General features: G+C 48.2%; 13 protein-coding genes. All 13 read left to right on the top strand.

Annotated elements, in window-relative coordinates; translation table 11 throughout:
- The 13 genes from wzxC (at window position 1) to C2U54_RS19780 (ending at window position 15186) form a co-directional block, all read left to right on the top strand.
- Window positions 1-1479 carry a colanic acid undecaprenyl disphosphate flippase WzxC gene (gene wzxC / locus C2U54_RS19840; RefSeq protein WP_103180213.1) on the top strand — a complete coding sequence of 493 codons (1479 nt, stop codon included), beginning with the start codon at window positions 1-3 and terminating at the stop codon, window positions 1477-1479.
- A gap of 50 nt (window positions 1480-1529) precedes the next feature.
- Entirely contained in the window at window positions 1530-2810 is a 1281-nt protein-coding gene (gene wcaK / locus C2U54_RS19835) for a colanic acid biosynthesis pyruvyl transferase WcaK (protein ID WP_103180212.1), read from the top strand.
- The gene (gene wcaL, locus C2U54_RS19830) at window positions 2807-4027 is read left to right on the top strand and encodes a colanic acid biosynthesis glycosyltransferase WcaL (RefSeq protein WP_103180211.1); all 1221 of its coding nucleotides are present in this window, start codon (window positions 2807-2809) and stop codon (window positions 4025-4027) included. Before wcaK ends, wcaL begins: the two co-directional genes overlap by 4 nt.
- Window positions 4028-4038: 11 nt before the next feature.
- The gene (gene wcaM / locus C2U54_RS19825; RefSeq protein WP_103180210.1) at window positions 4039-5424 is read left to right on the top strand and encodes a colanic acid biosynthesis protein WcaM; all 1386 of its coding nucleotides are present in this window, start codon (window positions 4039-4041) and stop codon (window positions 5422-5424) included.
- A 178-nt stretch (window positions 5425-5602) separates the two neighbouring features.
- Window positions 5603-6499 (top strand): GalU regulator GalF, encoded by an 897-nt coding sequence (gene galF, locus C2U54_RS19820; RefSeq protein ID WP_103180209.1) that lies wholly within the window; start codon window positions 5603-5605, stop codon window positions 6497-6499.
- 370 nt (window positions 6500-6869) lie between these two features.
- Window positions 6870-7955, top strand: coding sequence for a dTDP-glucose 4,6-dehydratase (rfbB, locus tag C2U54_RS19815; RefSeq protein WP_103180208.1), 1086 nt, complete (start codon window positions 6870-6872; stop codon window positions 7953-7955).
- On the top strand, window positions 7955-8854 hold the full coding sequence (gene rfbD, locus C2U54_RS19810) for a dTDP-4-dehydrorhamnose reductase (RefSeq protein WP_103180207.1): 900 nt from the start codon (window positions 7955-7957) through the stop codon (window positions 8852-8854). Before rfbB ends, rfbD begins: the two co-directional genes overlap by 1 nt.
- Window positions 8855-8906: 52 nt before the next feature.
- On the top strand, window positions 8907-9785 hold the full coding sequence (gene rfbA, locus C2U54_RS19805) for a glucose-1-phosphate thymidylyltransferase RfbA (RefSeq protein WP_103180206.1): 879 nt from the start codon (window positions 8907-8909) through the stop codon (window positions 9783-9785).
- Between the two features lie 138 nt (window positions 9786-9923).
- The gene (locus tag C2U54_RS19800) at window positions 9924-11186 is read left to right on the top strand and encodes a flippase (RefSeq protein WP_103180205.1); all 1263 of its coding nucleotides are present in this window, start codon (window positions 9924-9926) and stop codon (window positions 11184-11186) included.
- Window positions 11183-12154, top strand: coding sequence for a glycosyltransferase family 2 protein (locus C2U54_RS19795; protein ID WP_103180204.1), 972 nt, complete (start codon window positions 11183-11185; stop codon window positions 12152-12154). The genes C2U54_RS19800 and C2U54_RS19795 overlap by 4 nt, the downstream gene beginning before the upstream one ends.
- Window positions 12155-12192: 38 nt before the next feature.
- Entirely contained in the window at window positions 12193-13095 is a 903-nt protein-coding gene (locus tag C2U54_RS19790; RefSeq protein WP_103180203.1) for a rhamnosyltransferase, read from the top strand.
- Between the two features lie 15 nt (window positions 13096-13110).
- Entirely contained in the window at window positions 13111-14001 is an 891-nt protein-coding gene (locus tag C2U54_RS19785) for a glycosyltransferase (RefSeq protein WP_103180202.1), read from the top strand.
- Window positions 14002-14013: 12 nt separating this feature from the next.
- Window positions 14014-15186, top strand: a complete 1173-nt coding sequence (locus C2U54_RS19780) for an oligosaccharide repeat unit polymerase (protein ID WP_139156350.1) — start codon at window positions 14014-14016, stop codon at window positions 15184-15186.
- Window positions 15187-15221: the final 35 nt, after the last annotated feature.

Here is a 15221-nt window from a genome sequence, read left to right as displayed (position 1 = left end):
ATGAGCTTACGTGAAAAAACCCTCAGCGGGGCAAAGTGGTCGGCTATCGCGACGGTGATCATCATCGGCCTTGGGCTGGTGCAGATGACGGTGCTGGCGCGCATTATCGATAGCCACCAGTTTGGCCTGTTGACCGTCTCGCTGGTGATCATCGCCCTCGCCGATACACTGTCTGATTTCGGCATCGCCAACTCGATTATTCAGCGCAAAGAGATTAGCCAGCTGGAGCTAACCACCCTCTACTGGCTTAATGTCGGCCTCGGTATTCTCGTGTTCGTGTCGCTGTTCCTGCTGAGCGATCTTATTGCCCGGGTATTGAATAACCCTGAGCTGGCGCCCCTGATGCGCGCGCTGTCGTTCGCGTTTGTGGTGATCCCTCACGGACAGCAGTTCCGCGCGCTGATGCAAAAGGAGCTTGAGTTCAGCAAGATCGGCATGATCGAGACCAGCTCGGTGCTGGCCGGATTTACTTTTACCGTGATCAGCGCCCACTTCTGGCCGCTGGCGTTAACCGCCATCCTCGGCTACCTGGTCAACTCTGTCGTGCGCACGCTGCTGTTCGGCTACTTCGGGCGCAAAATCTACCGTCCGGGCTTCCACTTCTCGCTCGCATCGGTGTCTTCCAACCTGCGCTTCGGCGCCTGGTTGACCGCCGACAGCATCATCAACTATGTGAATACCAACCTCTCTACCCTGGTGCTGGCGCGTATTCTCGGTGCCAGCGTCGCCGGGGGCTATAACCTGGCGTACAACGTGGCGGTAGTGCCGCCAATGAAGCTCAACCCGATCATCACCCGGGTGCTGTTTCCGGCGTTCGCTAAAATTCAGGACGACACCGACAAGCTCAGGCTCAACTTCTACAAGCTGCTGTCGGTGGTGGGGATCATTAACTTCCCGACCCTGCTGGGGCTGATGGTGGTCTCCGGCAATCTGGTGCCGCTGGTATTCGGTGAGAAGTGGCTGAGCATTGTACCGATCCTGCAACTGTTGTGCGTGGTGGGGCTGTTGCGCTCCGTCGGCAACCCGATCGGATCGCTGCTGATGGCAAAAGCCCGCGTCGATATCAGCTTTAAATTCAACGTCTTCAAAACCTTTCTGTTTATTCCGGCGATCGTTATCGGCGGCCATCTGGCAGGCGCGATGGGCGTCACGCTGGGCTTCCTGCTGGTGCAGATCGTCAACACCATCCTGAGCTACTTCGTGATGATTAAGCCGGTGCTGGGCTCCAGCTACCGCCAGTACATCCTGAGCCTCTGGCTGCCGTTTTACCTCTCACTGCCAACCCTTGCCGTGAGCTATGGCTTAGGGCTGGCCCTGCAAGGCCATCTGCCGCTGGCGGCGTTGCTGGCGGTGCAGGTCGCCGCGGGCGCCCTGGCCTTCGCGGTGATGATTGTGCTGTCGCGGAACGCGCTGGTGGTGGAGATCAAGCGCCAGTTCTGCCGCAACGAAAAGATGAAAACGCTGCTTCGCGCAGGTTAATTATTTCCTCCCCCTCTCCGTTGGGGAGGGGAATTTTTTAAGAGGTTATTATGAAATTATTGATTCTGGGCAACCATACCTGTGGCAACCGCGGTGACAGCGCCATTCTGCGCGGCCTGCTGGATGCGATTTACACCCTCTCCCCTGAGACAGAAGTGGATGTGATGAGCCGTTATCCGGTCAGCTCCTCCTGGCTACTGAACCGCCCGGTGATGGGCGATCCGCTCTACAGCCAGATGAAGCAGCATAACAGCGCCGCGGGCGTGATGGGCCGGGTGAAAAAGGTGCTGCGCCGCCGCTATCAGCACCAGGTGCTGCTGTCACGTGTGACCGACACCGGCAAGCTGCGTAATATTGCCATTGCCCAGGGCTTTACCGATTTTGTCCGTCTGCTCTCCGGCTACGACGCCATTATTCAGGTGGGCGGATCCTTTTTTGTCGACCTTTACGGCGTGCCGCAGTTTGAGCATGCGCTCTGCACCTTTATGGCGAAAAAGCCGCTGTTTATGGTCGGTCACAGCGTCGGTCCGTTCCAGGATCCCCAGTTCAATCAGCTGGCAAACTACGTGTTTGGTCACTGTGACGCGCTAATCCTGCGCGAGTCGGTGAGCCTGAATCTGATGCAGCGTAGCGAGATCGACACAAGCAAGGTCGAGCAGGGAGTGGATACCGCCTGGCTGGTGGATCATCAGGAGGCGAATTTTACCCCCAGCTATGCCGTGCAGCACTGGCTGAACGTGGCGGCGCAGCAGAAGACCGTCGCCATTACCCTGCGCGAGCTGGCGCCGTTTGATAAGCGTCTTGGCACCACCCAGGCGGCCTATGAGAAAGCCTTTGCTGAGGTGGTCAACCGGGTGCTGGACAGCGGCTATCAGGTGCTGGCGCTCTCTACCTGTACCGGCATCGACAGCTACAACAAAGATGACCGGATGGTGGCGCTGAATCTGCGCCAGCACGTCAGCGATCCGTCCCGCTACCATGTGGTGATGGACGAACTTAACGATCTGGAGATGGGCAAGCTGCTGGGGGCGTGCGATCTGACCGTAGGCACCCGTCTGCATTCGGCCATTATCTCCATGAACTTCGGCACCCCGGCCATCGCGATTAACTACGAACACAAGTCTGCCGGGATCATGCAGCAGCTGGGTATGCCGGAGATGGCGGTGGATATTCGTCATCTGCTGGACGGCTCCCTGGGGGCAATGGTCGGCGATACCCTCGGCCAGCTGTCAGCCATCAACGAACGCCTGGCGGTAGCGGTGAAAGCCGAACGTGAAAACGGCATCAAAATGGTGAAATCGGTACTGGATCGGGTCGGGGAGGGCAAATGAAGGTTGGTTTCTTCTTACTGAAATTCCCGCTCTCCTCCGAAACGTTTGTGCTTAACCAGATCACCGCCTTTATCGATATGGGATATGACGTGGAGATTATCGCCCTGCAAAAGGGCGATACGCAAAATACCCACGCCGCATGGACGCAGTATGACCTCGCCAGCAAAACCCGCTGGCTGCAGGATGAGCCCCAGGGCCGGCTTGCGAAACTGCGTTACCGCGCCCGCCAGACCCTGCGCGGGCTGCACCGCCCTGGCACCTGGAAGGCGCTGAATATCTCCCGCTATGGCGCCGAGTCGCGCAATCTGATCCTCTCCGCCATTTGCGGCCAGACGCAGCGTCCCTGGCGTGCGGATGTGTTTATCGCCCACTTCGGTCCGGCAGGCGTGACGGCGGCCAAGCTGCGCGAGCTGGGCGTTATTGAGGGGAAAATCGCCACCGTCTTTCACGGCATTGATATCTCCAGCCGTGAGGTGCTGAACCACTATACACCTGAATACCAGCGGCTCTTTCAGCGCGGCGACATGATGCTGCCCATCAGCGAACTGTGGGCCGGGCGGCTCAAAACCATGGGCTGTCCGCCGGAGAAAATCACCGTTTCGCGCATGGGCGTGGATATGCAGCGCTTTACCCAGCGGCCGGTTAAAACGCCGGGAAGCCCACTGCAAATCATCTCTGTTGCACGTCTGACGGAGAAAAAAGGGCTACACGTGGCAATCGAAGCCTGCCGCCAGCTGAAAGCGCGTGGGGTGGATTTTCGCTACCGTATTCTGGGCATTGGCCCCTGGGAGCGCCGGCTGCGCACCCTGATCGAACAGTATGAGCTGGAGGCGCATGTCGAGATGCCAGGGTTCAAGCCCAGCCATGAGGTCAAAGCCATGCTCGATGCCGCCGATATCTTTTTACTTCCCTCCGTTACCGGCGCAGACGGTGATATGGAGGGGATCCCGGTTGCGCTGATGGAAGCCATGGCGGTGGGCATACCGGTCCTGTCCACAGTGCATAGCGGTATTCCTGAACTGATCGAACCAGGCCATTCCGGCTGGCTGGTGGAGGAGAACAATCCGGAGGCGCTGGCTAACCAGCTTGAACAGTTTGCCGCGATTGCCCATCAGGAGCTCTCGCCTGTGCTGCACAATGCGCGCAAAAAGGTGGAGACCGATTTCAATCAACACCTTATCAATCGACAGTTAGCCACTCTGCTACACACGCTTTAAACGGAGGCGATATGCCGAAAGAGATGACGCGACGCGCTTTTGTCACCACCTGTTCCGTGCTGGCGGCCGCGCCGCTGGTCGGCGTTCGGGCCGCCAAAAACGCTGCCACGGTGGAGATCAGCCGGTATGACCTTCGTGACGGAATTGCCGCATTTAAGAAGGCCTTTACCGAGGGTGATACCGTCGTGGTACCTGCGGACGTCACCTGCGAGAACATCAACGCCGCCATTTTTATTCCTGAGGGCAAAACCCTGCGCATTCTCGGTGCGATGACCGGCAATGGCCGCGGGCGGCTGGTATTGCAGGATGGCAGCAAGGTAATCGGGGAAGGGAAGGGGCGCAGCGAAAACATCACCCTCGACGTGCGCGGTTCTGACTGCGTGATCCAGGGACTGGCGATGAGCGGCTATGGCCCGGTGACCCAGATCTACATTGGCGGTAAACAAAAGCGGGTGATGCGTAATCTGCTGATCGACAACCTGCGGGTCACTAAAGCCAACTATGCAATCCTGCGCCAGGGGTTTCATAACCAGATGGATGGCGTAAAGATTACCAACTGTCATTTCAGCTACCTGCAGGGTGACGCCATCGAATGGAACGTGGCGATTAATGACAAAAACATCCTCATCTCAGACCACGTGATCGACCATATCGACTGCACTAACGGGAAAATTAACTGGGGTATCGGCATCGGTCTGGCGGGCAGCACCTACGACAATAACTACCCTGAAGACCAGACGGTAAAGAACTTCGTGGTGGCCAATATTACCGGGAGCAATTGCCGTCAGCTGGTGCACGTTGAAAACGGCAAACACTTTATCATACGTAATGTGAAGGCCCGCAATATCACCCCGGACTTTAGTAAGAAAGCGGGTATTGATAACGCAACGGTCGCGATATATGGCTGCGATAATTTTGTCATCGATAATGTTGAGATGACCGACAGCGCCGGGATGTTAATTGGTTACGGCGTGATTAAAGGCGACTATTTGTCGATACCGCAGAATTTCCGCCTCAACAATATTCATCTGGATAACCAGAAACTTGCACGAAAATTGCGCGGAATACAGATCTCCTCCGGCAATAAAACCTCGTTCGTCGCCCTCACCAACCTTGAGATGAAGCGCGCCTCTCTGGAGTTCCATAATAAACCTCAGCATCTTTTTATGCGTAATATCAACGTGATGCAGGATGCAGACAGGGGCCCAGCCCTGAAGCTGAATTTTGATCTGCGCAAAGATGTGCGCGGGAAGTTTATGGCGCGGGACGAAACGCTGCTTTCGCTGGCGAACATTAACGCGGTTAATGAAAAGGGGCAAAGTTCGGTCGATATCGACCGAATTGACCATCATACGCTCAATACGGAACGGCTGAATTTTAACCTGCCGAAGCGCTAAATATTAACCAGCCGGCATTTTGCGAGGATTCCTGGAATTAAAGCGCGACTATTCGGATTGCATCCGCTGAAATTTACGCTGTAATTGCGTAACATCATCTCCAGATTTGTAGCAATTCGTGCTGGCGAAACCAGGCTAAAGGGCTATAATTCGGCAACCATTTTAAGGTGGAAGAAATATGATTAATTTGAAAGCAGTCATTCCGGTAGCCGGTCTGGGCATGCATATGCTCCCGGCCACAAAAGCCATTCCTAAAGAGATGCTGCCGATCGTTGACAAGCCGATGATTCAGTACATCGTCGACGAGATTGTTGCTGCAGGGATCAAAGAAATCGTTCTGGTTACGCACTCCTCCAAGAATGCGGTGGAAAACCACTTCGACACCTCCTACGAGCTGGAAGCCCTCCTGGAGCAGCGCGTTAAGCGTCAGCTGCTGGCGGAAGTGCAGTCCATCTGCCCACCGGGCGTGACCATTATGAACGTTCGCCAGGCGCAGCCGCTGGGGCTGGGCCACTCTATTCTGTGCGCGCGTCCTGTAGTGGGGGATAACCCGTTCGTGGTCGTCCTGCCCGATATCATTCTGGACAATGCTTCTGCCGATCCGCTGCGCTATAACCTGGCGGCCATGGTGGCGCGTTTCAACGAGACGGGCCGTAGCCAGGTGCTGGCGAAGCGCATGAAAGGCGATCTGTCTGAATACTCCGTTATTCAGACCAAAGAGCCGCTGGATACCGAAGGTAAAGTCAGCCGTATCGTTGAATTTATCGAGAAGCCGGATCAACCTCAGACGCTGGATTCCGATCTGATGGCCGTCGGCCGCTATGTGCTGAACGCGGAAATCTGGGCTGAACTTGAACGTACCGAACCAGGCGCCTGGGATCGTATTCAGCTGACGGATGCTATCGCTGAACTGGCGAAGAAGCAGTCTGTAGACGCTATGCTGATGACCGGCGACAGCTACGACTGCGGCAAGAAACTGGGATACATGCAGGCCTTTGTTCAATATGGCTTGCGTAATCTGAAAGAAGGGCAGAAGTTCCGCGAAAGCATGATGAAACTCTTAACGAACAGCTAATAGTTGTTCGTCGTTATCTGAACGGCAGTGGTTCATTCCGGGCTAACCCTGGCCAGGCGAATGACACTGCCGTTTCTTTTTTTTTAATAAATTCCTAATTTTCAGTAAGTTAACATCTGGCTTTTTGTTTCATTAGCCCTATTTTTCCCTTGTTTCTGTCAGCGTTTAAGACGACAATTATTAATTGATTTGCGCGCTACCCTGTTGCCATTATGCTGGGCTCTGGCGGCAAAAAACCTCTATTAAGACCACGTTCAGTGCACTGGTAGCTGTTAAGCCAGGGGCGGTAGCGTGTCTGCTTTCTGAATTTCTACTATGAAAATTTTCAGAAACCCAATAACTCTATGAATCATTTAACGGAAATTAACGCGTGAAAATTCTTGTTACTGGTGGTGCCGGTTTTATCGGCTCTGCGGTTGTCAGACATATTATTCAGAACACCCAGGATTCAGTGGTTAATGTCGATAAATTGACCTACGCCGGTAACCTGGAATCTCTGGCTGACGTGAGCGACAGCCCGCGTTACGCTTTTGAACATGCGGACATTTGCGACAAAGCGGCGATGGAGCGTATTTTTGCCGAGCACAAGCCTGATGCGGTAATGCATCTGGCGGCTGAGAGCCACGTTGACCGCTCCATTACCGGCCCGGCTGCATTCATCGAGACCAATATCGTCGGGACTTACGTGCTGCTGGAAGCTGCCCGGGCATACTGGTCAACGCTTGGCGAAGAGGCGAAGAAAGCCTTCCGTTTCCACCACATCTCCACCGACGAAGTGTATGGCGATCTGCCGCATCCGGATGAACACCCGGCGTCAACGGAACTGCCGCTGTTTACCGAGACAACGGCCTATGCACCAAGCAGCCCCTATTCAGCCTCGAAGGCCTCCAGCGATCACCTCGTGCGCGCCTGGTTACGTACCTACGGTTTCCCGACCATCGTGACTAACTGCTCGAACAACTATGGCCCTTATCATTTCCCGGAAAAACTGATCCCACTGGTGATCCTGAACGCGCTGGAGGGGAAAGCGCTGCCGATTTATGGCAAGGGCGATCAGATCCGCGACTGGCTCTATGTAGAGGATCACGCTCGCGCGCTCTATACCGTAGTGACCCAGGGTAAACCGGGCGAAACGTACAACATCGGTGGTCATAACGAGAAGCAGAACCTGGAGGTAGTCCATACGATTTGCGATCTGCTTGATGAAATCGTACCGAAAGAGGGGTCGTATCGCGATCAGATTACCTATGTGACTGACCGTCCGGGTCATGACCGTCGTTATGCCATCGATGCCGATAAGATTAGCCAGACGTTGGGCTGGAAGCCGCAGGAGACCTTTGAGAGCGGCATCCGCAAAACGGTGGAATGGTATCTGGCTAATAACGAATGGGTTGAGAACGTGAAAAGTGGCAACTACCAGTCCTGGATTGAGCAGAACTATGGGGAACGTCAGTAATGAATATCCTTTTGTTCGGCAAAACAGGGCAGGTGGGTTGGGAGCTACAGCGCTCGCTCGCGCCCCTGGGTAATCTGATTGCCCTGGATGTTCGCTCCACCGAGTATTGCGGGGATTTCAGCGATCCTGAAGGGGTGGCTGAGACCGTCCGTCGCATTAAGCCTGATGTCATCGTGAATGCGGCTGCCCATACCGCCGTAGATAAAGCCGAGTCAGAGGCAGAATTTGCGCAGTTGCTGAATGCTACAAGCGTTGAAGTCATTGCCAAAGAAGCCGCCAAAATCGGTGCCTGGGTTGTGCACTATTCCACCGATTATGTTTTCCCGGGCAACGGCGAAAAACCATGGCGGGAGACAGATGCCACTGCGCCGCTGAATGTCTATGGCGAAACCAAACTGGCCGGTGAGAAAGCTTTGCAGGAAAATTGCGCCCGCCACTTAATTTTTCGCACCAGTTGGGTTTACGCGGGTAAAGGCAATAACTTTGCGAAAACCATGCTGCGTTTCGCCAAAGAGCGTACGGAGATGTCGGTCATCAACGATCAGTTTGGCGCACCGACAGGAGCTGAGTTGCTGGCAGACTGTACAGCGCATGCGATCCGTGTGGCCATGAAGCAACCTGAAGTTGCAGGACTCTATCATCTGGTTGCGGGTGGTGTGACCACCTGGCACGACTACGCCGCCCTGGTATTCGACGAAGCGCGTAAGGCTGGTATTGAACTGGCAATAACAAAGCTCAATGCAGTGCCAACGAGCGCTTATCCTACCCCTGCACGCCGCCCGAATAATTCCCGTCTGAACACGGAAAAATTCCAGCAAAACTTTGACCTCGTATTACCTCAATGGGATATCGGGGTGAAACGAATGCTGGCTGAGCTGTTTACGACTACTGCGGTCTGACCTTACATTAAATGCCCGTTTACGGGCATTTTGCACATATAGAGATGATGAAATGAAAACGCGTAAAGGGATTATTTTAGCCGGTGGCTCAGGAACTCGTCTGTATCCGGTCACTATGGCTGTCAGCAAGCAGCTGCTGCCCATCTATGACAAACCGATGATCTACTACCCGCTCTCCACGCTCATGCTGGCGGGTATTCGTGACATTCTGATCATCAGTACCCCTCAGGATACGCCACGCTTTGAGCAGTTGCTCGGTGATGGCAGTCAGTGGGGCCTTAATCTGCAGTACAAAGTCCAGCCGAGCCCGGACGGCCTGGCGCAGGCCTTTATTCTCGGCGAAGAGTTCATTGGTGACGATGACTGTGCGCTGGTGCTGGGCGATAACATCTTCTATGGCCACGATCTGCCGAAATTGATGGACTCCGCTGTGAACAAAGAAAGCGGTGCTACAGTCTTTGCTTATCACGTGAACGATCCTGAGCGTTATGGCGTCGTTGAGTTTGATAAAGAAGGCACGGCTGTCAGTCTCGAAGAAAAACCGGCTGAGCCAAAAAGTAATTATGCTGTAACCGGTCTTTATTTCTATGACAATAGCGTGGTGGAAATGGCGAAGAGTCTGAAGCCCTCCCCGCGTGGCGAACTGGAAATCACTGACATCAACCGTCTGTATATGGAGCAGGGCCGTCTCTCCGTTGCGATGATGGGCCGTGGTTTTGCCTGGCTGGATACGGGAACGCATCAAAGTTTGATTGAAGCGAGTAACTTCATTGCAACCATTGAAGAGCGCCAGGGATTGAAGGTGGCTTGTCCGGAAGAGATCGCCTACCGTAAAGGCTTCATCGATGCGGAGCAGGTTAAAGACCTTGCGAAACCTTTAGCGAAAAATGCTTACGGTCAATATTTGTTGAAAATGCTAAAAGGCTACTGATATTTAAAGTCAGATTATTTCACACCAACCCCGAATGATGACAATCGAGGCGGGGGATTAATGCATCATATTTTGCTTATAGTTATTAAAAGGGGCTAAAAGCCCCTTTATTTATTAAGATGAGATAATGTAAACGGAATGGGATTAATTAAAAATAGTGTCTGGAATTTAGCAGGTTATGTTGTACCTACTGCTATAGCTATCCCGGCCATGGGTTATCTTGCTCGGGTACTAGGGGTTGAACTTTTTGGTGTTTACACTTTAGCAATTGCCATTGTAGGTTATGCAGGCATATTTGATATTGGTTTGACTCGCGCAATTGTCCGAGAAATTGCGGTGTATCGGGGCGATATCGATGAACGTAAAAAAATAATTTCTACAGCAACAATATTTTTATTTTTATTTAGCGTTTTTGGCGCAATTCTCATATCACTTTTCACGCCAAATATTATTTCTCTCTTGAATATCACAGCATCCAATCATACTGATGTTCAAAATTCCATTCGCGTCCTGGTCTGGACTATACCCGCTTTTCTGCTTAATCAGTTATGGATGTCTATACTTGAAGGCGATGAACGTTTTGCAATATTAAATATACAAAGAAGTTTCGGTAGTTCTATAATTGCTGGCTTACCGGCTTTGTTTGTATTGGTTTCACCATCGCTATTCTCTGCAATCCTTGGCTTAGCAGTTGGTAGATTATTGTCATTAATAATTGCATTTGTGATTGTTCGGAATGAAATCATTAATGCCGGTTTTATATTTTATAGAGAAACATTCAGACGAATGATTTTCTTCGGAGGATGGATCACTGTTAGCAACATCATAAGCCCGGTGATGGTGTACTTCGACCGGTTCGTTATATCAGGCTCATTGGGTGCTGATAAGGTCGGTTATTACACCGCTCCCTCTGAAATCGTATCGCGTTTAGGTCTCCTTCCCGGAGCGCTTTCCAGAGCCGTTTTTCCTAAGCTGAGCGCAGCAAAAACATATGATGAGTTGAAAAAAAATATCAGATTCGCCTATCTGATAATGGGGCTGGGATGTTTACCATTAGTTCTTATCCTGATCTTCCTGGCTAAACTGATTATGCAGCTTTGGCTCGGCGATGAGTATGCCCTCCATTCACAGGCCATTTTCCAGATTTTGTTAGTGGGCTTTTTCTTTAACTCTATCGCTCAAATTCCTTTCACCGTCATACAGTCTCTGGGTAAAGCGAAATATACCGCTTTTTTACACTGCATTGAGGTAATACCCTATTTGGCCCTGCTGTATTTTTGTGTGAATGCATATGGCGTGCTTGGTGCTGCTTATGCGTGGACAATTCGCGTATTTGTAGATTGCATTTTACTTATTATTGTTTCCCGGGAATGTATAAATAAACATAGAGGGAAGATATGAGTTACGAAGTTATTCTTGCGACTTACAATGGTGAGCGCTATATCAGAGAGCAGGTTGTAAGTATCCTTGCACAATCCATAAAACCTTCCCGGATTATTATACGAGATGATGGATCGACTGATAGTACCCTCGCCATACTTGAGGCGTTAAAAACAGAAACGGATATTAAAATTGATATCATCCATGATGGGCTCAATTTAGGCTATATCAAGAATTTTGAAAAATTAACGGAGCACGTCACATCTGAGATTGTGTTTTTTTCAGATCAAGATGATATTTGGGTCGAAAACAAAGCAGAAACACTACTGGCGGTTTTCTCAAATCAAAGTTATGCCAATGTTGTTTTCTCTGATGCCTGGCTGATAAACAATGCCATGGAGAGGCTGGGGACGCTCTGGCAGCATGTGAACTTTACGCCAGCCAACGGAGATATAGCATTAGAAAAAATTCTCATAAATAATGTTGTTACCGGCGCCACTATGGCTGTACGAAAGGTTTTCCTTAATTCCGTTATGCCTTTCCCGGAAAAAATTCCGCATGACTATTGGCTCGCAAGCAATGCATGTGCGCTTGGGTCATTAGTCCCGGTCGAAGACAAATTGATACTGTATCGTCAGCACGAAAATAATCAAATTGGTGCAAAAAAGAGTACTTTTGCAGGGAAGTTAAAAGCTGCGTTTGATAGAAAAAAAAGAGATAAGCGCATCGCTCATTATCGGGAGATCTATGATTTAACTCATGCACTACGTAAATCACAGCAGACCTCACAGATGAGAGAAATATCTGAATACATCCTAAATTATCTGGGCTGTGTTAATACAATTTACAGAGGCAGTATCTTTGCTGGCGGGGAAAGAAAAGGTCTTGTGTCAGCATTATTGAGTTCTAGTTATATGAAATACTCAACTAAAAAATCAATTATAAGGGATTTGCTTGATGGATTATTTATTAGATTGAATTTTTCATAATGTTATATTGAGTCCAGGATGAGATTTGAGTAAATAAAATGAATAATATAAACGAAATTTGCGCTATTATAGTAGCCTATAACCCGGTGCTCTCCGATTTAACACAAACCATTATGTCTTTAAAAAATCAGGCATGTGATATTGTGGTCGTGGATAATAGCCCTTACGAAACAGAAGAGCTTAAGGAAATGGGGGTTGAGTACCGCTGGTTGCAAGGTAATAAGGGAATTGCTTTAGCGCAGAACATCGGTATTGAATATTGTATTGAAAATGGATATGAAAATGTCATTTTCTTTGATCAGGATAGCAAAATTCCTGATACTTTTATCCATGATATGCTCAAATTTGCCGTGGAAAATAACGCGCTTATATCAGCCCCAGTTTTTTATGATGAGGCTCGCGGCTTTGAATATGCGATAACGCACATTAAAAAGAACGGCTTTCGTGAAAAGCTTTATTCTCGTGGCGAGAAAAAAACTTTCACTTCATCTGTGGTTATTTCATCCGGTTCAATGGTTAAAACCTCACTCTTCGACCAGGTGGGCATGATGGATGACTCATTATTTATCGATTATGTTGATACAGAGTGGTGTCTTCGCTGTTTCGATAAAAACCATTTAGTGTATATAAACCCGAATGCTGTCATGATTCATTCTATCGGTAATTCATCTTTTTCGGTCTTTGGATTTACTGTACCCGTCCACTCGGCGGCAAGACGATATTATCGTGTGAGAAATGCAATTCGTTTGCTACGTTACCCTCATGTTCCTAAACTGCTCGCGCTTCGCGAAATTACGTTTTGCGTTGTGCATAGTGTCATTTTAATTATTCATGAAAATGACAAGAAAAACTACTTCAAATCCTTTGTCTCTGGCGTTTGGGATGGTATCCGAAATGTAGCAGGTGAAAATCCTCGCACGTCTAATAAAGAACATAAGTAATTTTGAGAATTTATAATGAATAAAGTGGCAGTTTTACTTGCAGTTTATAATGGTAGGACCTGGATTGATGAACAATTAGAATCTATCTTAGTTCAAACTGGGGTTATCGTTGATGTTTTTATCAGTATTGACCTCTCAAATGATGGTTCATGGGAATATCTGACGGAAAAATATAATAACTTCAAAAATATCTTTTTTTTGCCTTATGGTGATAAATATGGTTCGGCTGGAAAGAACTTCTACCGTTTGGTAATGGATGTGAATTTTGACGGTTATGACTATATTTCCTTTGCCGATCAGGACGATATTTGGTATGAAAATAAACTCCAGCGCGCAATTAATGCTATTGCGAGTAAACAAGTAGATGCCTATTCGAGTAATGTACTTGCTTTTTGGGAAGATGGCAGGACATGTTTGATTGATAAAGCGCAGCCTCAGACTTTATTTGATTATTACTTCGAAGCAGCAGGCCCCGGTTGTACGTATGTTTTTTCCAATAAATTGGGAACTGCATTCCGCGAATTTCTTTTATCGAATGAATTAGCTCGAAGTGTGTCTTTACATGACTGGCTGCTTTATGCATATGCGCGTACTCACAACTATAACTGGTATATTGACTCTATACCAGGAATGAAATATCGTCAGCACTCTTCAAATCAAGTTGGGGCAAACATTTCATATAAAATGTGGGTCAAGAGAATTAAGTTGGTTAATTCAGGCTGGTATAGGAAAGAAGTTTTTACAATAATTACACTCTTCAAAACTGAATATCGGCCTCTTTGTAATATTTCAAACAAACGAGCTTTTAAAACGAATCTTATGCTCATTCCCGTTGTATCCAATCTCAGACGTCGAATGAGGGATAAAATGGTTTTGGGGGTTTTATTAATTCTTAATTTGTTTTAGGTGTTATTTTCCATGAAAAAAATGTTAATTAACCCCTTTCTTATGTTTGGTTTGACTTTTCTTTCGGTTTTATTTTTTTATCAATTAGGATTGTCCGGGCTTTATTTTAAAGATGAGGGAAGTGTAACCGTTTTTCTAATGGTTATTTTTGCGATTATTTCCATGGCTATTGGTTTTGTTTTTCATCCCTTGTCAAGGTTTTTTATTGAAAGAAAATTAATAAACTTTAGTTTGAAATATAAAAAAAATTATTCCTTATACATTTTGCTAATAGGTTTTGCTCTTGAATGTCTCAATAATGGAGGTATCCCACTTTTAATGGTTTTAAAAGGCCAGGTATATGATTATACTCAGTTTGGTATAAAAACCTTTCATGTTTTTTACATGGGGTATCTCTCTGCTGCTGCTGTTATCAATATTGAAAGGTATGCATATACTAAAGATAAAAAATATCTGAAAATCCCTGCTGTAGCGATTTTAGTTACTATTTTAATTTTAAATAGAGGTGCCACTCTTTTAATAGTCTTCCCTATGGGGCTTATGCTTATTGCTTTAATGAGAAGCAAGTTGACATTCCGGCATATTTTTTTGACGTTTATAGCCATCATTGCTTTTATAATAATGTTCGGTGTTTTAGGAGATAAGCGGATGTCTTCCTCCGGATATGATGATCCTAAAGCCATACTACAGATAGGTGAAGCCGATCCTGTATTTAATGTTCTACCCTCAGGCTTTTTTTGGACGTATTTATATGCAACTTCTCCGATGGCAAACTTGATACATCAGGAGAGTGTTGCAAACCTATCTATGGGAACCGTAGATGATTTTTTAGCTGCTACCATTTATCCTGATTTTGTATCTAAATATACGGATGCCGAGTTATCAGAAAAATATGATCTAAAGAAAATCACTCCAGAATTGAATGTGGGAACTGGATTTAGCATGGCATTTATAATTATGGGGTTTGCAGGAGGATGGTTTCTTTTTCTTTGGTTTATACTAATTACTGCATTTTTTATGTATGCAAACAGGTATACCTATTTTTCATCTGCATGCGCCACGTTGACATCTATGGCAATATTTATGTCTTTTAATAATATGTTAGTATTTAGCTCGTGCGTCTTGCAATTGATTTTTGTCACAGTATTAACCCGCTTTAGATTTAATAATACATTAATAATTTAGTTTTTAGCTATGATAGGCAATAAATACTGATACCC

The sequence above is a fragment of the Leclercia sp. LSNIH1 genome (genome assembly GCF_002902985.1).
In the GTDB taxonomy this organism is placed as follows: Bacteria; Pseudomonadota; Gammaproteobacteria; order Enterobacterales; family Enterobacteriaceae; genus Enterobacter.
This window is presented reverse-complemented; position numbering and strand designations above follow the sequence as displayed.

Coding starts and splice junctions, on each gene's coding strand:
- C2U54_RS19795 (WP_103180204.1), top strand. CDS start 11,183: ATGAGTTACGAAGTTATTCTTGCGACTTACAATGGTGAGCGCTATATC.
- C2U54_RS19780 (WP_139156350.1), top strand. CDS start 14,014: ATGAAAAAAATGTTAATTAACCCCTTTCTTATGTTTGGTTTGACTTTT.
- galF (WP_103180209.1), top strand. CDS start 5,603: ATGATTAATTTGAAAGCAGTCATTCCGGTAGCCGGTCTGGGCATGCAT.
- C2U54_RS19800 (WP_103180205.1), top strand. CDS start 9,924: ATGGGATTAATTAAAAATAGTGTCTGGAATTTAGCAGGTTATGTTGTA.
- rfbA (WP_103180206.1), top strand. CDS start 8,907: ATGAAAACGCGTAAAGGGATTATTTTAGCCGGTGGCTCAGGAACTCGT.
- wcaK (WP_103180212.1), top strand. CDS start 1,530: ATGAAATTATTGATTCTGGGCAACCATACCTGTGGCAACCGCGGTGAC.
- wcaM (WP_103180210.1), top strand. CDS start 4,039: ATGCCGAAAGAGATGACGCGACGCGCTTTTGTCACCACCTGTTCCGTG.
- wcaL (WP_103180211.1), top strand. CDS start 2,807: ATGAAGGTTGGTTTCTTCTTACTGAAATTCCCGCTCTCCTCCGAAACG.
- wzxC (WP_103180213.1), top strand. CDS start 1: ATGAGCTTACGTGAAAAAACCCTCAGCGGGGCAAAGTGGTCGGCTATC.
- C2U54_RS19790 (WP_103180203.1), top strand. CDS start 12,193: ATGAATAATATAAACGAAATTTGCGCTATTATAGTAGCCTATAACCCG.
- C2U54_RS19785 (WP_103180202.1), top strand. CDS start 13,111: ATGAATAAAGTGGCAGTTTTACTTGCAGTTTATAATGGTAGGACCTGG.
- rfbD (WP_103180207.1), top strand. CDS start 7,955: ATGAATATCCTTTTGTTCGGCAAAACAGGGCAGGTGGGTTGGGAGCTA.